This window comes from Acetobacter sp. ESL1128 (assembly GCF_058505085.1).
On the sequence record NZ_CP196370.1, the window covers coordinates 16946 to 37007 of the forward strand.

Here is a 20062-nt window from a genome sequence, read left to right on the forward strand (position 1 = left end):
CATGACAAAAATCGTTTTAGTGTCGTCGCCCAAAGGTGGAAGCGGGAAGTCAGTGGTCACGAGGCACCTTCTTGTCGCAGCGGCACAAGAAGGCCAGAAGGTCATTGGAATAGACTTTGATCGTCAGGGTACCATCGACAAGTGGGGAAAGCGACGGCAGGCGCTCCGGTCTAAAATGCCTGAGTTTATCGACGTTCCGATTGTTGGCGCGCAACTTCAGGATTGGCGAGGCGGTCTCAGTCAAGCAAAAGGTTATGACTTAGCCGTTATTGATACGCCTCCCAGTGTTGAAGATCACATGTCAGCAATCACTGGCTTGGCGCAAGCTGCTGACATCGTAGTTGTTCCTTGCGCCTGCACTCAGGACGATGTCGATAGCATCGCCCCTTGGATCGATGTTTTAAACCAGGTTACCAACAATACCGTTGTCGTGTTGAATAGAGCTAATCGCCGCACCAATTCATTTGCTAGAGTTCGCGGGCGGCTCATCAAAGTGGCCGATGTTATTCCAGTAGAGCTTCCTCAATTAGAGGATGTGCATGTGCCCAGTGGCAAAGGACTGACCCTTCTCGATTTCACAAAAAGTCGAGGTCAGGAGCCATTTGAAGAACTTTGGGCATTCATAAACAGGAAAATCACCAATGTCTAAAACACACCGGGTATCACGCACCTCAATCATGTCCGTAATGGAAGAAGATGATAGCCTGAGTGTTAGTGATAACCGTGCCGAAATGTTAATAGAACGAGTTGTCATTGATGATAACGTCATGACGACAATAGAAGACGTGTTTGCAGGTACTTCTGTAATTTCCGATACTGAAAAAGTCTCACGTATTTTGGCAGTTCGTGCCGAGGTCAATCAGAACTGGAGTCAAGCCCGTGATTCATTCCTCGCCATTGGGCGGGCTCTTCTGGATTTGGAAAATGTCCTGTCAAAAGCAGAATATATTAAATTAAGACAGGGCTCTGATCGTCTGTTCCCCTTTTCTGACGCCACGGCAACTCAATTAAGGAGGATCGCGAAAGCCGTTTCGGATGGGGTAATCCCTTTGGATGCATGTCCTGGGAGTTACGGAACCGCGTATCAAATTACTCTATTGAATGAACATCAGCTTCGGGTAGCCAAAGAGCGCGGCTTAATTCGTCCAGATGTAACTCGGCGGGAGATTGCCAGCCTTCGTAAAGAGACGGTTATTAAACCAGAAATTTCAGGCCGAGTGGACGTCAATGTATTGAAGGAGGAGTATAGAAAACTCCTACGTCATCGAGAAAAGCTGGAATCTGAAATGGCTGCCGTTGATTCCAAAATACAGGATATCAGGGGACTCTTGGGGGATTTAGTAGAGTAACTGGTTGACAACAAAGATACCCCGCTAGAGTTCGCACCATGGGGACTCTAGCGGGGTATTCCATGAATCTTAGGGGCAATAGGCGCCCTAGATGGATGTAAGATAACACCAGTTTTTGTAACTTCAGTTTTAGCCGCAGGATATACAGCTAGCGCTATTTTCAAGTTGTCTATGAACTTCGGTCTGAAATGGTCTAACCGCACGACACCTGCTCCAAACTGGGCTTTCAAAGCAGACCATGTGATTGCTGTTGGTCCTTTCAATGCGTGAAGCCGATAAGCAAGCCAACAATAGATGTCGAGCGCTTGGCTATGTCCGTTTAATGCGCGGATTGCAGCTTCTTCGATCGGAATCGGATGTTTTTGCAGTTGATCGTAAAATAGTTCGGAAAGCTTAGCTCTCTCTAGGAACTGTTGTTTGCCGTTATCTTTATGATCATCCGTAAATATGGCGGCATCCACAATATTTTGATTTATCAACCCGCTAGAGTTCCCGGATTGGAAATGAAATGAGATTCGGCATCTGAAAATGCGCTCGGCTTGCTCTTTAACGTCTTTAATAGATTTTCCACCTTGCGGAATGCCCATTCTCTTGAGCCAATCTCTCAGAGATTTTCCTAGTTCAATTTCTCTATTCTGGGTTTTTATGGCTTCTGTTTGTAGGTAAAGCATGATTAATCGCGCTTTACTTCCGTAGGGTACTCCTACAGATACTGGATTTGCACCACGCACTGCCCGACGACCGGGTTCAACAATCATCACTGCTCTGTCTGTCTCAATTTGCCAGACAAGATCGTCAGCTAAGCGTTTATGTGGCAGTCCTACATGAGCGAACCCACTATATAGAAAGCCGATACCTGTATCTTCATAAGCCATATAGTCAGCGGCAATTTCTATGATCTTTCGATCTTCGTCAAAGGACAGAGCCCCTTGTTTACCGTGTTCTTCTATGAGCTTGTGAATGGTTCCCACTAGAGAACTCCTTTGAGCAGGATCGATGAACACTAGCAGTAATTTTGCGCTTGAGAAGTGGGAACTTTAGCGGGAAGGCACCGTACGAGGCGCGCTAATATTTGAAGTATTATTTAAAATATTAGTTTGTCACGCCAGAGTCCTCGGGGTAACTCCAAAAAATCAGGAATATCCAGCATTTTTATCCGCTAGAGTTCCCAGACAATCCCGCTACAGTTCCCATTTTGCCCCGCTAAAGTTCCCGGGGTTCCGCCAGAGTCCTCGGGATAATCTAAACATTTTTCCCTCTAAAGTTCCCACCTTATTTTTAAAGTGGACGTCACACATCCGAGTCTCTGTGACTGCTACTGTGTCTCAGCCGCTTTGCTGTTTAAAGCCATGAAATCTAAATAACTTTGTTCTGGGAACTCTGGCGGGGCAGTGATCTCTATCGTGATGAATCATTAGACAGATTTATTTTTGAATTAACGGTTTAACGCATGTTCTTCAAAAGGATCACCTAGCTCCAAATAATCGCCCAGCGCTGCATACGTTGCGTGTCGTGCAAGGCGCTTGAGTTTGACTGGGTGCGCTCCCGCATCCATCCCGGTTGTAAGCGCCCCCCGTTTCAGGCTGTGGCCCCCAAAGGTTTTTCCATCCAACCCGGCAGCACTGGCACGGCTCTGGATGATGCGAGCGATCGAGCGATCTGTCAGGGGCTGCTGTCCAATTTCACGGCCATCCCCGTCAGAGGCAGCTGTGCTTTCCTTGCGGACACGGCGGAAGATAGGGCCAGCCTGTATGCCAGACACGGCCAGCCAGGCCCCGTATGCCTTTACCGGGCAATACTGATTCTGGGTGTAGGGGAGGGCGATCTCCACCCCCTTGCCTTGTCTATCACCCTTTGAATGGGGAAGGGTGACAAGCAGGCCTTTACTGACCAAGGTTACGTGGCGAACATCGATGCTGGCCAGTTCAGAACGCCTGAATGCACCGTAGAACCCCATGAGGAGCAAAGCCCGGTCCCGCATCCCGGATAACTTGCTCAAGTCTATCGCATTGATGATTGTTGCCAGAACGTCCTGCGTTGCGGCAGCTTTGCGGCGCGGTGTAAAGCCATCCTTCGCAGCGGTGCGCCTGATTCCGGTCATGGTCTCCCCAATAGCGGCGTCAGCGGTGGGTACGGCGCAACCCGCCAGACGGTGAAGATAGGTGATTGCAGCTCGTCGCAACTCCAATGTCGCGGGCGCAAGGCCCCGACCTCTTTCGTCTGCCAGAAATGCGGCAATGTCGGCCGAACGAGCAGGGAGGCAGGGAAGGGCATGACGATCAGCCCAGGCACACCATGCCCGGACACCAGCACGATAGGCTTTGCGTGTGTTACCTGCCTTGGCCTGCAAAGCGTAGGCTGAGGCACTATCACGCGCGGTTTCAAGAGAGCCATCGCGTTGAGGAACGGCCCTTCCAAGAGAGGCGTCAAACCATCGGATAATGACGCCGGGCGTCTGGCCCGCAGGAGAGGGCAGGGGAGGAGACGCGTCAGACTGTGCGATAGTGTCCCTGTGTGCTTGCCTGTAGCGCGCCAGAAAATACGGAACTGAACTGAGATGCAGGACGAGAGTCAGTGAAGGGTCATCTGGAGGCACACCGATCCGCTCTGCGGCCAGTGCACGGGCACGGGAGACGAACGGCACATCATGAGCAATCAGTAGATCGTCAGTCTTATTCCCTGAAAGGGAGATACCAGACAAGCGCAGTTCCAATCCCGGGGAAAGACGGGCCGCTGCAAGAATTCCAGGTAGAGTTTCAGTTTCTGAACCGGCCTCGGCCAGACGGTGTCGGGTGGTCCGGTCACACCGCTCGAACAGAGCTGCGAAAACTCGATCTTTTCGGCCGTGGACAACAACTTCAACCTGCATGAGTGGTGCCTCGCGCTTTCTACTGCCCTAAATGTCTTACACCCAGTGTAGTAGCTCACGGCGCTAAGCGAGAACCGTATTTTTTATCTCATCATGCCTTTATTGAAGACCGGCATGGAGAGAGAACAGAATGTCTGGTTTTATACGTCAAAGTTTTTATCGGACGGTTCCGTTAATCTCGGGACGCATGGTAGCAAATGCTACCGGGAGGAATAAATCATGATCGCGAAGCTTAGATCGGACAAAATTCTACGAGCGGCACTCGAGACCTTTTTCTCACTCATCGAGGCTGAGGTGCAGCCTAAAGAAACAGCCGGCGAACATATTATATTCGAGCCAGGTGGTCGCTTTGTACGTGGAGTGTGGTTTATTGAGTCTGAAGCTACCAAAAGAGCAGGCTCCGACGTAATCAATCGTTTAACTCACATTATGGGACCGGTGTTCAGTGATGAGGAAGAAAACTACGCGCTTATTTGGAAATTAGCTGCTGAGCGTAGTAAGTCATCAATAACAATGAGCGTCAATGATGTGATTGGAAAAGTGTTTGATGAACTCCTAAAGAACGTTGTCGAACCGAGAACATTCATCAATCAGAACTGTGCTGTCGCATTTAGGGATAGTATCAACGATCTCCGCATTGGACCCGTTCGTGCTGTTAAAAGAACCATTTTAGAAACTGAGTTATCTGCAAAAAAAAAGGAAAGTGAATACTTAAGTATTATCTACACACCACTTTATAATGATGGAAGAACTTCAGATGAACGTATTAAACCTGAACTTTTATGGGAAATAAGTATCATAGCATCAATTAAAAATATTAGGGAGCAGGCTGTCTGGATGATCGATGTAGCACTAGGCCTCATACGCATAGCAGAGATTCAACAGCCTCATTATCATCCATACCTTTCCAGTTTCCCAGAGGCTAATCCATTTTGGAATCGCTCTCATAATGCATACGGTGTCTTACTCGAAGAGGGCTGCCGGCATTTTCTTTCAGATAATGTTAATACTATTTGGATCGATGCAGGTATTCATGCGACTCTAATGACCGATCCCTGCATGAAATATATGGCCATATTTAACGCTAAGAAAGGCAGTGTAGGGGCGCGTATTGCACAAGGACTTGGTTGGATGACCCGTGGACGGCAGGCATCTGATCGTTCCCAACGTCTACTATATTTTTTTACTGCCATGGAATCTTTACTCACGAGCGGTGATAAGGCAGCGCCAGTCATACAAACTATAGCCCGCCATGCCAGCGTCATATTGGCTAAAACACCCGAAACACGGATTGAAATCGCGAATAAGATTAAAAAATTATATGGAGCACGTTCTAGCCTGGTGCATGCGGGGGAACGCTCTGTAACTAGGCACGATGCAGATCTAATACAAAGTATAGTGGAATCAACATATTTGAGTGTGATGTCTAAGCTTGATCCCATGATGAACTTCGACGAACTGAATACTGCTCTGGCAACGGCAAGCTACGGCGGTCCATGGCCATGATGCATATTTGTAGTGTAAGGGCGTTTTAGGTCGAAAGAAAAAATCATGTCTAAAACATGTTTCCTATGAATGCTGTAGAAGGAAACTGAATTTATATTACACGTTTTACGCCGACAAGTTTCGGGTCGTTCCTGTCTTGGGAATATCTCCGACCATGCTGAAAAGTGCTATTATTGCCGTGCTGATCCCTGACACCATCGCAGCGATGAATGGCGCCGCCCAAGCTCGGCCGAAGTTATAGGCCGCTATGAAATCGCTGAGGTTGTGTCCTTAACTGCTCATGGCTGTCGAAATGGAAGCGCTTGACGGTTGCTTCCTTGATAGTCCGGTTCATCCGTTCAACCTGACCATTGGTCCTGGGATGGTTGGGTTTTGTCAGACGGTGTTCAATCCCCTGGGCTTCGCAGATCATGTCGAAGCGCATTGGACGCGACCAAGGTGTATTGCGGTTGCGGGGCTGTTCAGCAAACTGGATCCCATTGTCGGTCAGAATGGTGTGGATCCGGTAAGGAAGGATGCTCAGGAGATGTTCGAGAAATTCCCAGGCCGTCTTCCGATCGGCTTTTTCGACCAGTTGTGTGACAGCGAATTTGCTTGTCCGGTCGATGGCAACTAAGAGGTGCAGCTTACCCTCAGCAGTCTGGACTTCGGCAATATCGATATGAAAAAGCCTCTGAGATAGCGTTTGAAGCGCTGTCGTTTTGGCTTGTCTTCCTCTGTCTCATCGGGGAGGTCTGCCAGAAGCACGTCTGCGCCTCTGAAGTCACTGACCTGTCCAGCAGTCAGATGAAGGCGGACAGGTCGGCCCTGATCATCGCACACGGCATGAAGTTTTGAGTTCAGGCTGCCTTTTGTCCGTCCGATATGGCGGGGAAAAGCCCCTTTTTGAGCAGGGACGCCGATGTCCGGTGTGCCTTGAGATGTGTTGCATCGATCATCAGACGCTTCGAACGGCCAGCCTGTTCTGTCAGGGCGACAAAGATCCTGTCAAAAACACCCAGACGGCTCCACCGGATAAAGCGGTTGTATAAAGTCTTGTGTGGACCATACGCTTGCGGAGCATCCTTCCACTGAAGGCCGTTGCGGATGACATAAACGATACCGCTCAGAACACGCCGGTCATTCACGCGTGGCACTCCGTGCGCCAGAGGAAAAAACGGCTCAATCCGCTCCATCTGGCGCTCAGACAGCATAAACACATCACTCACAGGCCTATCCTCCATCGGTAAGCCTGTGAATCACAACAGTTCGTCCAGTTCAATAAATTAATAGGTCCTGAGCCTAGGCTACAAACCGCGGTCGCGTTTTTATCAACGCACGGGTCTGTTTCCGCCTCATCCTCGACATACAAGGCGCGATAAAGATTTCCAAAACCGGACATGTGCCCGTGGCAAGTCCGACATACTCGCGTATGCCGTCACCGTTGTTCCCGTCTGCCAGTAATTTCCGCTCATGTGCCTCACGATGCTGCGCATATTGGTAATTATACTGTAGCAAAATGAACCGACATCTCTGGACAAACACCTGAGCGAGCGCATGGTTAAGTGGTTCAACTTGATGGAATGATGCCCCGCATGCGCCGCTGATTGACGGCGCGCTTCATCACACCTCAACGCCAGTTCAGTCCTGCGCGGCACGACGATCAAATGCGGCGCGGGCCTGTTCAAGGGCGGGACGGTTCTCGCGTGCCCAACTTGCCAGGGCTGCCAGAGGTCCTGTCAGGCTTTGCCCCAATGGGGTCAGACAGTACTCAACCTTCGGCGGGACGGTAGCATAGGCTTTGCGAGCCACCAGTCCATCGCGTTCGAGCCCGCGCAGAGTGATGGTCAGCATCCGGTGCGAGATGCCGGGAATGCGGTGCTTCAACGCATTGAAACGATGGGTGCCTTCTGAGAGATGGCCACAGACCATGACCGTCCACTTGTCGCCAATGCGTGCAATCACCTCTGCTAGGCCGCGACATTCAGCTTCTACATTTTCCATTGCTACTCCTTGGGGTGACAGGAACCTGGGTGTTCTTGACGCATGAATTCATGCGTACTTGTTGGCTTATAGGAACAAATTTATCCTAAAGAACCATAAATAACCATGGAATCTGATGATGAAAATAGGTGTGAGCGGTGCCAGCGGCCAGCTCGGTAGCGCAGTTGTTCAGGCGTTGGCGGAAACGGTTGCGGCCGAAAACTTGGTGGCGATTTCGCGCACCCCCAAGACCGATCGAACCTACGCAGGTCGCTTAGGCGACTACGACCAATCCGAGACATTGGTGGCGGCCTATCAGGGCCTGGATCGCCTGTTGTTGATTCCGGGGGCTGATCTGCGGCCGGGGATTCGTTCGCGCCAGATGTTGGCGGCCGTGGATGCCGCTGCACAGGCCGAGGTCGGTCACGTCTTCCTGTTGTCGGCAACCGGGACGCAGCGTGAGGGGGAGTCCGCCGTTGGGGCGGCGTATTGGCACAGTGAGCAGGCGTTGATCAAGAGCGCGATCCCCGCATGGACGATACTGCGTATGAGCTATTTTTCCGAGACGCTGGTCGAAGAGGTGCGGATGTCTTTGACGGCAGGCGGGCTTGCGATGCTTGAGGACAGCCGCGTCAGTTTCGTTTCGCGCGGCGACGTGGCCAAAGCTGCCGCCGCCGCATTGATCAGCGAGGGCCACGAGGGCGCCATATATCAGCTGACAGGCTCTGAAGCCCTGCGTGGTGAAGCGGTCTGCAGACTGGTCGCGCAGCAGATCCAGCGGCCCTTTGCCTTGAACGTTATGCCCGCCGAGGTGTTGCGAGCCGGGTTGCTCAAAACGGGTCTGCCTGACGTGGTTGCCGATGCCGTGGTATCGATGAAGGCGCGGCAGGCGCGTGGCGCCTACGACATCGTCAGCGGTGACATCGTGCGTTTGACCGGAGGCACGCCGTGTTCCCTGGCCGAAATTCTGGCGAGTATCGCCGGAGGACTGGGGCAGTCGTAGCACCGCACTTGCTGGGTGCTTTGCTGCGCCATTCGACGGAGGTCCGCGCCACCGGTGCAAGTAGGCTTGGAATTGTGGGTACATGACCACGTTGGAGGCGTAGTTCAGCAGGAGGTCAGGTCCAACTGGATGTCGGCGTTGCCAGGGCACTCGACCAGATGGCTTTCCAGGGCGATGGCGTCCGGGGCGGCTAGCAACTGTGTTTGAGCGGCCTCTCGTCACAATCACCAACGCTATCCTCAAAAGCGGAGTGCCATGGCGCATTAACTCCGCCGCTTAAACACTGTTGCTAATTCAGACCGTCACGAGGCTCAACGAAAGTGCTATTCCTATCACTGTCGAACCGATCGCGTGCCGTTCTGAATGCCGCAGCGTTGTCAATAATCCACCGCCAAAGAGGCATCATTCCTACGAGCAGCCCCTTTCCCAACGGAGTGAGAGTATAATCCACCCGTGGCGGGACCTCACCGTAATCATGGCGAATAATAAGACCGTCGCGTTCTAACTGACGAAGAGAACGCGTCAACATACGCTGCGTAACCCCATCAAGCCGCCGCGCCAGCTCTGCGTGCCGCAGAGTACCAGCAACACCAAGAATATGGACAATACCGAGTGACCATCTGTTGCCGGCATGCGCAAGCACTTCTCGCTTCAACCCGCCATCGTTGTCACTGAGAGCAGCACAGGCTGCCTGCGACTGAGCCATCACGGCATCAAAGTCCAGATTATCGAACGGTATCACTCGTGTGCCTTCTTCGCTTTCCCGCATCGCGTCTTATTTTAACTTTATAACCATAAGGAATTCCTGATGCCAGCGATGAAGACCCCTGTCATTGAAACCCTTGTCATCGGCGCCGGAGAGCTTGGTCAGACCGTCATCACCGGCCTGCTTGAACAGAACCCGGAATGCACTCGGTCAATCAGCGTTCTTCTCAGACCATCAAGCGGAAGCACCAGAACGGATATTGCGCGACAATTAAAGCAAAAAGGCCTGCAGATCGTTTATGCTGATCTTTCGACGGAAACGGTAGAGGACCTCTCCGCCCTCTTCGCCAAGTTCAATACAATTATATGTTGTACCGGGTTTGTTGGTGGCCCCGGTACACAGCGTAAAATTACCAGTGCTGTCCTGAAGGCTGGGGTGGACCGTTATGTGCCGTGGCAGTTTGGTGTCGATTACGATGTTGTTGGACGTGGTAGCGGGCAGCCAGTATTTGATGAGCAATCAGACGTAAGGGACATGCTCCGCGGTCAATCTACGACCCAATGGATAATCATTTCGACAGGAATCTTCACCAGCTTTCTGTTTGAGCCAGCTTTCGGTTTGGTGGATCTTCAAGGCGCCAAGGTTCGCGCACTCGGCAGTTGGGATAACCGTCTGACGGTGACCACTTCCGAAGATATAGGACGACTTACAGCGAGCATCCTCGCCCATAAACCGCCGATCCAGAACGAGGTGGTTTATGTTGCCGGGGATATGTTCTCCTACGCTCAACTCGCCGAAAAGATGGAGCACTACCTTGGCCGTCCTGTCATTCGGGAACTGTGGGATATGGATAGGCTACGCGCAGAAGTCGCCGCACACCCTGATGACGGAATACGGAAATATCGTCTTGCGTTTGCACGCGATACTGGCGTGGCATGGGACAAGAAACAGACTTTCAACGCCTTACAGGGCATTGAAGTAACCGACGCCATGACCTGGCTAAAACACCAGCAACGTCATGTAGCTTAAACCACTCACTGTTTGCGACATCTGAATTCCGGGAGGCACAAGGTCAGCATCAATCCTGGCCATCAGCCCTTGGTCTACTTGCAGAGCGTGGCCGGAGCATGGCGCGCTGCTAGCCTCTGATGGAAGTCGGCATGAAGCGCTGCAAGTGTAATCTGGCCAAAACGCGCGAGAAGTTGGGCCGTAACATCCGCAAGGACGCCACTCATTGCATCGTTAACGGCTTCCTCAACAAGGCATTCAGTCTTTTCACTCCGGTTCCCTATGGCGAATAATCTTGGGGCATCAAGAGCCTCGTAAATATCTCGCAGCGTTACCCGATCCAACTGGCATGAAAGCGTCCACCCCCCGCCATGTCCTTTCTCGGAGTGCACATATCCATGCTCACGCAGACCGCCCATAAGACGTCGCACAACCACGGGGTTGGTGTTAAGGGCGCGAGCCAGGGCTTCTGACGTCATGGGACCACCTGCTTCTGCCATATGCAGGAGTACGTGGAGCACACAGGATAATCTGTTATCTTGTCTCATGTAACTTCATGTATTGCTAGAGTGCGATTTCGTCAGTATATCATGAAACTCGAAAAGTGACATGAAAGTGTGCGCGAACACTCTTACTTCGAGGACATGCTGTATGAATTTGCTCGAAATTCTGACAGTCGGCGTCGTGGCGACTGCTGCATCCGATATCTGGCAACAAGCCCAGAAACCATTGACTGGAATTCCTGCAGCCAACTGGTCTGTCACCGGCCGCTGGGTCATAGGGTGGCGTGACGGCAGGATCTATGACCCAATGATTGGAAAAAGACCCTCCCTGAAAGGAGAGGCCACTGTTGGCTGGGCATTTCATTATCTGATTGGTGCTGTTTATGCCGCACTGTACCTCAGTTTTGTGGTGGTTATAGCAAAGACAGTCCCCACACTGCTAAATGGTCTACTCTTCGGACTTGTTACCCTTTTAGCCCCTTTTCTGTTTATGAAACCTGTTCTGGGCGGCGGTTTTTTCGGGCTTAGGGCTCCCAATCCTGGAAAAGGACTATTTCTCAGTATAAGCGCTCATGCTGTCTTTGGAATGGGACTGTATTTAGGTGAACTTTTTTACCAAGGTTTTTTCTGAAACCTTATTCAGAGAGTGATTACAGTTTTCTATAGTGACGAGGACTGACACCTGTCACTCTGCGGAAGACCTGAGCAAAGTGACTTGGACTGTCGTATCCGATCCCCAAGGCAATCTCGATAATGGAAAGATTGGTCTTACGAAGCATTTCTGATGCTTTCTGGACGCGGTGCTGCATGAACCAACCAGAGGGGGTTTGTCCCGTGGTTGTACGGAATGAGCGACTGAAGTGAAAACGGCTCATGCCACACAAAGCAGCAAGACAATCCAAATCAAATGGCTCAGCCAGATGTGCTTCCATATGATCAAGAACTCTACGCAGTTTCCATGTGGGCAAGAGAGTGGATCGTAGCTTTATCTTAGCTCTGGCATCAGCATACTGTCTTAAAAGATGAACTGTCAGACTTTCCAGAAGGCCATTTACAAATAAGGAATTTGTAATAACGGAAGATTGCATTTCAGCTATCAGACCACTCAAAATGCCTGATATGAAAGCATCCTCCCCGCCCGAAACATCCCGCATTCGAATACGGGATGAAGTCAGATTTAATGACATGGCGGCTCGGTTAACAAGCTCAAGTCCAAGATAGAGATGCAACACTTCAAAACAAGTGTCGTCCTTGCCCTGCCAACGCATCAGATAGGGTGTGTCCGTCTGCGTGAGGTAAAACGTTCCAGCTCTTGCCTTGCTCTGTTCCCAAGGTCCTGTCAGTTCACGCTCTTCAATATTTGCTTCTCCGCTGATAACCCAGACAAGCAAGGGTTCTGCGACGGCAGGCACAAGAATTTCGTCTTCTTGTAACGGGCGAGAGAAGATCTGGACGTCAACGTCGTTCCAGACATCCCCTTCACTTTGTGCAATTTTCTTCCCGGGGAGAAGTTGCTCCAGTGCCAAACTGGCAGCACGCTGAGAAGGAAGGCAGGGCACCCCCATCTGTTACACTCCCTAATTTCCATGCACGACTATCCATAGCGCAAAATCGCAATAGTTTCAGCAAGAAGCCAAGAGAGATATCTTCTGGCATAAATTACACCTCCTTCGACAAACAAGGGCGATTGAAGGCTCGTTGTGTGGAGAAGGTTATGAACATTGCAGGAAAAATTGCTCTGGTGACCGGAGCATCCAGTGGCATTGGTGCGGCAACAGCGCGCAAACTTGCAGCAGAAGGAATGACAGTCGGCCTGGCGGCACGTCGTCATGATCGCCTGAATGCACTTGTCAGTGAGATTACCAAGGCTGGCGGTCGAGCTATTCCTCTGGTGACGGACGTTACTGACCTTGTCTCGTGTCAAGAAGCCGCAAAGAGCTTGATTGCCCAATTTGGAAGGATTGATGTTCTGGTCAACAATGCGGGCCTGATGCCCCTATCTTGCGTTGACAGCCTGAAAGTGGACGAATGGCAGCAGATGGTGGATGTAAATATATCGGGTGTTCTTAATGCAACGGCAGCCGTTCTTCCGCAGATGATCGCACAGCATTCGGGCCATATTTTTAACATGTCCTCGATTGCAGGCCGGAAGGTCTTTACGGGTCTCGCCGTTTATTGTGCCACCAAAGCTGCGGTGACAGCGTTTTCAGACGGCCTCAGAATGGAGATCGGACCAAAGCATAATATCCGCGTTACCTGCATTCAGCCGGGAGCCGTAAAATCGGAGCTTTACGACCACATTACAGATGCTGATTACCGCAAACAGATGGATGATCTTGCAGCATCCATGACCTTTCTCGAAGGCGAGGACATAGCAGACAGCATCCTTTTTGCTCTGAAATCACCTGCACGCATGGATGTTGCAGAACTGTTTGTGCTTCCGACTGAACAGGGATGGTGAACAGAAACTGATTGCTAACCGAGCTTAAGAGACAGACATCCTACCGTCGAAAAGAGGCTTAAGGCTGGAAAGCCTCTTGAAGCTCGGTCACAAAGACCCGCAACTTTGGCGTCATAACTGGACCTGCGTTATAAAGCAGGTGCATGGGCCTGTCCGGAACTTTCCACCTGGGCATAAGCCGGACAAGCCGTTTGCTTTTAATATCTGGAAGCAGAGCCTGCTCATATCCCAGCAGAATGCCATCGCCACCAAGAGCTGCAGAATGCAGAACACTTGAATCATTACTGATTATCTTCCCGGACACGGTGACAGGTCGCGTAACGCTCCCCTGAGAAAGGTGCCACGTGGTTACAGGGCCGCCGGAGTTTTCATATAGGAGACACTCGTGGCGCATCAGATCTTCGGGCTGCCCTGGAAAACCGTGTTTTTCCAGATAGGTTTGAGCCGCGCAGATGACCCGACGATAGGCCGTCAAAGGACGACTGACCGCTGTAAGGTCCGTCCCCAGTTCACCAATTCGGATCACAGCCTCATGACCATCCATTGTGGGGTGAACCAGTTGGTCTGTCAGGGACAAATGAACTTGAATTTCTGGATATTTTTTCTGAAAGTTGTGAACAAATGGCAGCAATACTGTTCGCCCAAAGGTGACGGGAACACTGACAGATAATGTGCCACGCGGTGTGCCAAGCGTATTGGCTGCCAGACTGTCCGCTCGTTCAACTGCTTTCAGGACAAGGCGACACTGCTCGCAATAGAGCCGGCCTGTTTCGGTCAGACTTTGTCGGCGGGTAGTCCGATGCAACAGACGTGCACCAAGGTGGCGTTCCAGAGCCTCTATATGCTTGGCTACCATCTGCGGCGACAAAGTCAGATGCTGGGAGACCGCTGCAAAGGACCCCAATTCCACGACCTTGATAAAAATCTTCATGCTGGTTAACCGGTCAAGCATTCATCATCCTTAGTTGTGACTGATGTCTCGTATCGACAATTTATCCAGCGAAAAAGAGGAATATGCTGAAGGCTTCGAGTGATTGGCAAGCCCAGTTCTGGTGGAGACTTTCGAAATGCCTGTTTATCTTGTTCGCATGGATCACCCTGACGGCGAGGGATGGGAACAGCATGTCGCAGCACACGTGTTGTATCTCAGGCGCCTTATTCAGGAAGGCAGACTGCTGGCCTCCGGTCCGTTGAAAGGGACCCCATTGCGCTCCGGCTTTCTGATTATGAAAGGCGCCAATCGGCAAGAGATCGACGCGATGCTTGCCGGTGATCCCTTTGCATCCGAAGGTTTGATTTGTGATCTGCGGATTGAAGAATGGGATCCTCTGTTCGGTTGCCTTTCAGATCATGCGACAGGGGCTCTCCCACAACAATTGAAGTCTATTTTCCCTTGATGGCGACAGTTCTGTATTTTTTAAGAAATAAAAACGAGAGAGAGCCTTATGCTTCTGAACGATCTTCAGTGGTATACTGTGGGGGATGCCCGTATTCTAAAAATACAGGATCTGATGCTGGCTGCACTCTCTCCAGAACAGTTGCTTCCAGATTGGGACGAAGCAACGGCTCTTCAGATTTATCCCCGACTGCCTGAAACGCTGGATAGTTCAGAAACGAAAGTCCTTTTGAGCGTTCATAGCTGGCTCATCAAGGATCGCGGTCGGAACATTCTTGTGGATACGGGGGCGGGGAATAGCAAGGCTCGACCTGCTGCTCTGTTTTTCGATCACTTGCAGACCGTGTGGCTTGAAAATCTGATGCGCGCTGGTGTCAGTCCAGAAGACATCGATTTTGTTCTTCTTACCCATCTGCATGTCGATCATGTCGGGTGGAATACACGCCTGCAAAATGGGATCTGTGTTCCGACCTTCCCGAATGCCCGATATGTCTTTTCTAGAGCTGAATATGATTTTTTCAGCAATCCGGCTCATGATAGCGTCCGCAATAAAACCAGTTTCATGACACGCATTGATAGCGTTGATCCGATTATCTCGGCGGGTCTTGCAGATCAGATTGACGTGGACGGATCGGATGTTCTCGAAGGAATTTCCTTTCATCCCACACCGGGTCATACGCCACATCACGCATCTATTGTGCTGAGGTTAGGCGTCGAGCACGCCCTCTTCACGGGCGATGTTATGCATCATCCTATTCAGGTGTGTGTTCCGGAGTGGAGTGCCGTTTTTGATGCAGATCCTCAGACAGCCACCATATCGCGAAAATGGGCTTTGAATTACGCTGTCGAACACGGCGCAGCAGTATTCACATCGCATTTTTCGATGACATCCGCTGGAAAAGTGATGACATACGACCAGGGAAGGGGTTGGTCTTTCCTCTAGGGCTGCCATTATGTCCGCTGTTCACCTCGTTCAATTCCATTGCGGACATTCCGCTTTCCCCTCCTGAACTGCCCGTCTGCTCAGTGATGCAGGAGCAGACGGGCGGCAATCGCCTTAATTCTGTTGAAAAAGTCGCTCTTGAAATAATCATGGCTTCCTGATTCAGTCGTCATCAGTCAAGGAGTGTCGGCAGATGATGGGTAAGCGAACCGGGGTTCAGGAAACCCTGTTTTATGGGTTCAGCCTGGAGCAGCATGTACCAGACAATCACCTGCTTCGATCTATTGACCGGCTGATTGATCTCTCCGGAATTCGAGAACATCTTCGTCCATTTTACAGCACAATGGGACGCCCCTCGATTGATCCGGAACTCCTCATTCGGATGCTGTTGATTGGCTACTGCATGGGCATCCGTTCCGAACGGCGCCTGTGCGAAGAAGTACATCTGAACCTCGCCTATCGATGGTTCTGCCAGTTGGGTCTGGATGGGACTGTTCCTGATCACTCCACATTTTCAAAGAACCGACATGGTCGTTTCCGTGAGAGCAACCTTCTGCGTGAAGTGTTCGAGTTGACCGTCCGGCGCTGTATCGAGACGGGTCTGGTCGGTGGGGAAGGTTTTGCCGTCGATGCCAGCCTGATCCAGGCCGATGCCAATCGACGACTGGCTGTTCCGGGAGATGAAGGCCTTCCTCCTGATGCGGCAGGGCGTGCCGTAAAAGAATATCTTGCCGTTCTTGACGATGCTGCATTCGGTGCATCGACACCTGTTGTCCCTAAAAGATTATCTCCTACAGATCCTGCAGCACGGTATTCTGCAGCCACGCCCAATCAGGCGTTCTTTTCATACAGCACCAATTATCTGATCGATCTCAGGCATGCTGTTATTGTCGATGTGGAGGCCACGACATCGGTGCGTCAGGCGGAAGTCACAGCACAGCGTCGCATGATTGAACGGGTCCAGCAGACCTTTGGCTTATGGCCTGAACGTCTGGCTGCAGATGGTGCTTATGGAGATGCCGCCAACCTCGCATGGCTGGTAGAGGAGAAAGGGGTCGAACCGCATATTCCTGTGTTTGATAAATCAGCCCGCAACGATGGGACGTTTGCACGGTCTGATTTCACATTCGATCATGAGAATGACTTTTATACCTGCCCGGGCGGTCATCAACTCCGGGCATCCAATCGGAATTTCACAACACCCCGTTCCCGTGTCGATAAGGATGGCTTCATTCGTTATCGAGCCCGTGTGAAGGATTGCAGTGGATGTGAATTCCGGCAGCGCTGCACACCCAATACACCCGCTCGCAAGATCATGCGGTCCGTGCATGAAGGCGCTCGCGATATGGCGCGGGACATCGCCCAGACCGATGCTTACGTGACATCACGAAGACAGAGGAAAAAGGTTGAGATGCTGTTCGCGCATCTCAAACGCATACTCAAACTGGATCGACTGCGATTACGAGGCCCAAATGGCGCCAGAGATGAGTTCCTTCTCGCAGCAACCGCCCAGAACCTGCGTAAAATGGCAAAGCTGATGCCAGTCATCTCCCTCCAGAGGGCCACCTGAAGGAGACAGCCGCATCAAACTTCTCACAAGCCCAGATCCGCCCGACACAGCAAGCGACTTTTTCAACAGAATTAGAAGTTATCGGACATAAAAACGGGGGAGGGGGCAGAAACTGGAAAATATCGTAGTTTCAAGTTATGAGTAAATTAGATTGAATACGAGATGCTTGCCTTTACGTTTGTAAAGACGTATTTTACGTGTCTCGGGCGAGGAGAAATGAGTATGGCCTCCATCAATTTGCGGATCGATAGTGCACTGAAGGACCAGGCTTACGCCCGTCTGGCGGAGCTGGGCGTGACACCGTCCGATCTGATCCGTCAGACCTTCGAATATGTCGTGGAAACCGGGAAACTGCCGGTTGCGCGGCATGTCCTTTCCCATGAGGACGCTGATCTGTTGCAGGTTGTGCGTGAGCGTCTCGCCGTACCGCAAGTCCCCGTGACGGTGACGCTGGAAGATCTGTGAGCGGCTACACACTCCAGTTTGACCCCCGCGCCCTGCAGGAATGGCGCGGTCTTGATCATACGATTCAGATGCAATTCAAGAAGGTTCTGGCCAAACGGCTGGAAATGCCCCGTATCGAAGCTTCCCGCCTGTCTGGACCACTGAGTGATTGCTACAAAATCAAGCTCAGGACCAGTGGCTACAGGCTGGTCTACCGGGTGATTGATAGCCAGATCGTCGTGCTGGTTCTGGCTATCGGAGAACGTGACAAGTCCCAAGCCTATGAACAGGCCGGGAAACGGCTCTGAGCATGCGGATCGAACGTCTTGCAGCGCGTCCAGACGATGTAATGCCAGCGCTAACCCGTACGGCCCTGACATTCGGCGCACTCGACCAGCTGCTGCGTCGTCACCCTTTGCGTGAGGCTGTGCTGTTCCGGGTACGACTGGAAGCCGCCCGGCAGTGCGCGGCCGTGGATGGCTTTCTGATCGATCCCTGGCAGTTGGCAGCAAACCTTGAGGGCCTGCGCCCGCGCATCCGCGGTCAGGATGTGTATGAGCGGGGCAGCGAGGTTGATGCTTTACGTTATGCCTTTGAGCAGTATCAGTGGCTCGTCAGGGCTTCTACGTTACAGGAAGAGCGTATTGCCGAAGCGCTTAGTAGTATGACCCTGCCGGTTGGGCGCCTGGGTGTATTGTGGGGCAGCGCTCTGGCCTTTCGGGAGTGGATTGAGAGAGGTGACGCGCGCGCGCCCTTTCGGGGAGCGCTGGTGCGTCTGTGGCAGAAGGAAGGGGTTTTTAGCGGCCTGTATCCTGTAACCGGAGCGGCAGCCTTTCGGGGCAGGACGTCCTGGGAGGAGCGGCGCTGGATACCCACATGGCTGGACGCACTGGAGCGCGAAGCGGCCAGGATCAGGGATATGGTGCACACGCTGGAGCGGTCCTGGCGAGACGCGCGGGCGCAGGCCGGCAATCAGCGGCGTCATTCCAAAGCCGCTCTGGCGATCGACGTCATTGCCGCCTATCCGGTGATTTCAGCTACGACACTGGCTGCCAAGCTGTCAGTGTCGGTTCAGGCCGCATACGTGTTGCTGGAGCGGTTCGTCGAACGGGGGCTGGTTGTTGATGTTACCCGACGTTCGGCGCGACGGCTTTTTGCGCTGAAAGATTTCGCGCCGTTGCGCGAGAGTGTCCGGAAACCGCGCAAGCCCCTGCCGGGCCGTAAGCGTGGGCGACCGCGGGCCAACGAGATCATGGATCCGCAAGAAGATGATGTGATAGAGGACGTTATATTACAACCGCTGCCGCGCTGGCAGCCGGATTTCTCGGAGCTGGAAGCGGCTATGAAGGCTGTTGATATTCTAGGCTCAGGACCTATTAATTTATTGAATTGAGCGAGACGTTGTGATTCACAGGCTTACCAATAGAGGTACGGCTATGAGTAACGTGTTTTTGCTGTCTGAGAGCCAGATGGAGCGGATTTAGCCGTTTTTTCCTCTGCCGCCTAGATTGCCACGCGTGGATGACCGACGTGTTTCTGTGCGGGATTGTTTATGTCATCCGTAACGGTCTTCAGTGGAAAGACGCTCCGCAAGCGGATGGTCCACACAAGACTTTGTATAATCGCTTTTTCCGGTGGAGCCGCCTGGGTGTCTTTGACAGGATCTTTGTCGCTCCGACAGAACAGACTGGCCATTCGAAGCGTCTGATGATTGATGCAATACACCTCAAGGCACACCGCACATCGGTGTCCCTGCTCAAAAAGGGGGCTTTTCCCCGCCATATCGGACGGACAAAAGGCGGGCTGAACTCAAAACTTCATGCCGTGTGCGATGATCAGGGCCGACCTGTCCCCTTTCATCTGACTGCTGGACAGGTCAGTGATTACACCGGGGCGGTTGCCTTGGAGGAGAAAGGGCTCAAACTCTGTATTCCTGACGGAAAATCTCTTGGAAAACCGGTCAAATACGACAAACGGGAATACAAAAGACGCAACCGTATCGGAATCATGTTCGGCAGGCTCAAAGACTGGAGACGGGTCGCAACACGCTATGACAGATGCCCAACCGTCTTCTTCTCGGCAATCTGCCTCGCTGCAACCGTCTTGTTCTGGCTATGAGTCCTGAGCCTAGTTTGGACAGTGCATCTGGTAATGACGATCAGGTTGTTGGAATTGTTAACGAGTTGTATCAACCGTTGTTGCGATGAAAGCCTGACTACAAAGCGTTAGACGCGGCGATGATGTTGACAGACAATGTTATTTTTAGCGCAAAAGAAGGAAAAAAAATTCAGCGTTGACCTATAGCAACCTACCGACTTCAAATTTTGTTCCAATTATAAATT

General features: G+C 51.8%; 20 protein-coding genes and 3 pseudogenes. 14 read left to right on the forward strand and 9 right to left on the reverse strand.

The window, feature by feature from the left end; translation table 11 throughout:
- Position 1 precedes the first annotated feature (1 nt).
- Entirely contained in the window at positions 2-649 is a 648-nt protein-coding gene (locus ACSYTG_RS13065; protein ID WP_025827921.1) for a ParA family protein, read from the forward strand.
- A complete protein-coding gene (locus tag ACSYTG_RS13070) occupies positions 642-1349 on the forward strand; it encodes a hypothetical protein (protein WP_165926579.1) in 708 nt (235 codons plus the stop codon). Before ACSYTG_RS13065 ends, ACSYTG_RS13070 begins: the two co-directional genes overlap by 8 nt.
- Before the next feature lie 47 nt (positions 1350-1396).
- On the opposite strand, the gene ACSYTG_RS13075 is transcribed toward ACSYTG_RS13070, so the two are convergent.
- Entirely contained in the window at positions 1397-2320 is a 924-nt protein-coding gene (locus ACSYTG_RS13075) for a replication protein RepA (protein ID WP_025827923.1), read from the reverse strand.
- 464 nt (positions 2321-2784) lie between these two features.
- The gene (locus ACSYTG_RS13080) at positions 2785-4218 is read right to left on the reverse strand and encodes a tyrosine-type recombinase/integrase (RefSeq protein ID WP_491706467.1); all 1434 of its coding nucleotides are present in this window, start codon (positions 4216-4218) and stop codon (positions 2785-2787) included.
- A gap of 219 nt (positions 4219-4437) precedes the next feature.
- Between ACSYTG_RS13080 and ACSYTG_RS13085 the strand changes: the two genes are divergently transcribed.
- Positions 4438-5724, forward strand: coding sequence for a HEPN domain-containing protein (locus ACSYTG_RS13085; protein WP_165926581.1), 1287 nt, complete (start codon positions 4438-4440; stop codon positions 5722-5724).
- Between the two features lie 225 nt (positions 5725-5949).
- Here the strand turns inward: ACSYTG_RS13085 and ACSYTG_RS13090 are convergent.
- The 3 genes and pseudogenes from ACSYTG_RS13090 to ACSYTG_RS13100 form a co-directional block, all read right to left on the reverse strand.
- Positions 5950-6447: pseudogene (locus ACSYTG_RS13090) on the reverse strand (DDE-type integrase/transposase/recombinase); the annotation flags it as partial.
- Between the two features lie 3 nt (positions 6448-6450).
- Positions 6451-6932 (reverse strand): annotated as a pseudogene (locus ACSYTG_RS13095) (IS5 family transposase); the annotation flags it as partial.
- 412 nt (positions 6933-7344) lie between these two features.
- The gene (locus ACSYTG_RS13100) at positions 7345-7707 is read right to left on the reverse strand and encodes a winged helix-turn-helix transcriptional regulator (protein ID WP_007284623.1); all 363 of its coding nucleotides are present in this window, start codon (positions 7705-7707) and stop codon (positions 7345-7347) included.
- A 115-nt stretch (positions 7708-7822) separates the two neighbouring features.
- Between ACSYTG_RS13100 and ACSYTG_RS13105 the strand changes: the two genes are divergently transcribed.
- Complete coding sequence (locus tag ACSYTG_RS13105) at positions 7823-8689, forward strand: NAD(P)H-binding protein (protein WP_354858974.1); 867 nt, start codon at positions 7823-7825, stop codon at positions 8687-8689.
- A gap of 289 nt (positions 8690-8978) precedes the next feature.
- Here ACSYTG_RS13105 and ACSYTG_RS13110 read toward each other — a convergent pair whose 3' ends face one another.
- The gene (locus tag ACSYTG_RS13110; protein ID WP_489784049.1) at positions 8979-9458 is read right to left on the reverse strand and encodes a winged helix-turn-helix transcriptional regulator; all 480 of its coding nucleotides are present in this window, start codon (positions 9456-9458) and stop codon (positions 8979-8981) included.
- A 39-nt stretch (positions 9459-9497) separates the two neighbouring features.
- Between ACSYTG_RS13110 and ACSYTG_RS13115 the strand changes: the two genes are divergently transcribed.
- Positions 9498-10424, forward strand: a complete 927-nt coding sequence (locus tag ACSYTG_RS13115) for an aromatic alcohol reductase (RefSeq protein WP_489784050.1) — start codon at positions 9498-9500, stop codon at positions 10422-10424.
- Positions 10425-10498: 74 nt separating this feature from the next.
- On the opposite strand, the gene ACSYTG_RS13120 is transcribed toward ACSYTG_RS13115, so the two are convergent.
- The gene (locus tag ACSYTG_RS13120) at positions 10499-10951 is read right to left on the reverse strand and encodes an Rrf2 family transcriptional regulator (protein WP_003618945.1); all 453 of its coding nucleotides are present in this window, start codon (positions 10949-10951) and stop codon (positions 10499-10501) included.
- A gap of 103 nt (positions 10952-11054) precedes the next feature.
- Between ACSYTG_RS13120 and ACSYTG_RS13125 the strand changes: the two genes are divergently transcribed.
- The gene (locus tag ACSYTG_RS13125; RefSeq protein ID WP_489784051.1) at positions 11055-11537 is read left to right on the forward strand and encodes a DUF2938 family protein; all 483 of its coding nucleotides are present in this window, start codon (positions 11055-11057) and stop codon (positions 11535-11537) included.
- Between the two features lie 19 nt (positions 11538-11556).
- On the opposite strand, the gene ACSYTG_RS13130 is transcribed toward ACSYTG_RS13125, so the two are convergent.
- Positions 11557-12471, reverse strand: coding sequence for a helix-turn-helix domain-containing protein (locus tag ACSYTG_RS13130; protein ID WP_489784052.1), 915 nt, complete (start codon positions 12469-12471; stop codon positions 11557-11559).
- Between the two features lie 149 nt (positions 12472-12620).
- Between ACSYTG_RS13130 and ACSYTG_RS13135 the strand changes: the two genes are divergently transcribed.
- On the forward strand, positions 12621-13367 hold the full coding sequence (locus tag ACSYTG_RS13135; RefSeq protein ID WP_489784053.1) for an SDR family oxidoreductase: 747 nt from the start codon (positions 12621-12623) through the stop codon (positions 13365-13367).
- 58 nt (positions 13368-13425) lie between these two features.
- Here ACSYTG_RS13135 and ACSYTG_RS13140 read toward each other — a convergent pair whose 3' ends face one another.
- Positions 13426-14319 (reverse strand): LysR substrate-binding domain-containing protein, encoded by an 894-nt coding sequence (locus ACSYTG_RS13140; RefSeq protein ID WP_489784054.1) that lies wholly within the window; start codon positions 14317-14319, stop codon positions 13426-13428.
- Positions 14320-14434: 115 nt separating this feature from the next.
- Here ACSYTG_RS13140 and ACSYTG_RS13145 point away from each other — a divergent pair, with 115 nt between their 5' ends.
- From ACSYTG_RS13145 to ACSYTG_RS13175, 7 genes and pseudogenes are all read left to right on the forward strand, one after another.
- The gene (locus tag ACSYTG_RS13145) at positions 14435-14764 is read left to right on the forward strand and encodes a YciI family protein (RefSeq protein WP_489784055.1); all 330 of its coding nucleotides are present in this window, start codon (positions 14435-14437) and stop codon (positions 14762-14764) included.
- Between the two features lie 54 nt (positions 14765-14818).
- Entirely contained in the window at positions 14819-15706 is an 888-nt protein-coding gene (locus tag ACSYTG_RS13150) for an MBL fold metallo-hydrolase (RefSeq protein ID WP_489784064.1), read from the forward strand.
- Between the two features lie 193 nt (positions 15707-15899).
- Positions 15900-17276, forward strand: coding sequence for an IS5/IS1182 family transposase (locus ACSYTG_RS13155; RefSeq protein WP_075624071.1), 1377 nt, complete (start codon positions 15900-15902; stop codon positions 17274-17276).
- A gap of 222 nt (positions 17277-17498) precedes the next feature.
- Positions 17499-17741: a type II toxin-antitoxin system RelB/DinJ family antitoxin gene (locus ACSYTG_RS13160; RefSeq protein ID WP_253531351.1), complete on the forward strand. Its 243-nt coding sequence runs from the start codon at positions 17499-17501 to the stop codon at positions 17739-17741.
- The gene (locus ACSYTG_RS13165; RefSeq protein ID WP_253531354.1) at positions 17738-18028 is read left to right on the forward strand and encodes a type II toxin-antitoxin system RelE family toxin; all 291 of its coding nucleotides are present in this window, start codon (positions 17738-17740) and stop codon (positions 18026-18028) included. The genes ACSYTG_RS13160 and ACSYTG_RS13165 overlap by 4 nt, the downstream gene beginning before the upstream one ends.
- Before the next feature lie 2 nt (positions 18029-18030).
- Positions 18031-19113 carry a hypothetical protein gene (locus ACSYTG_RS13170; RefSeq protein ID WP_489784056.1) on the forward strand — a complete coding sequence of 361 codons (1083 nt, stop codon included), beginning with the start codon at positions 18031-18033 and terminating at the stop codon, positions 19111-19113.
- 103 nt (positions 19114-19216) lie between these two features.
- Positions 19217-19838: pseudogene (locus ACSYTG_RS13175) on the forward strand (IS5 family transposase).
- Positions 19839-20062 lie beyond the last annotated feature (224 nt).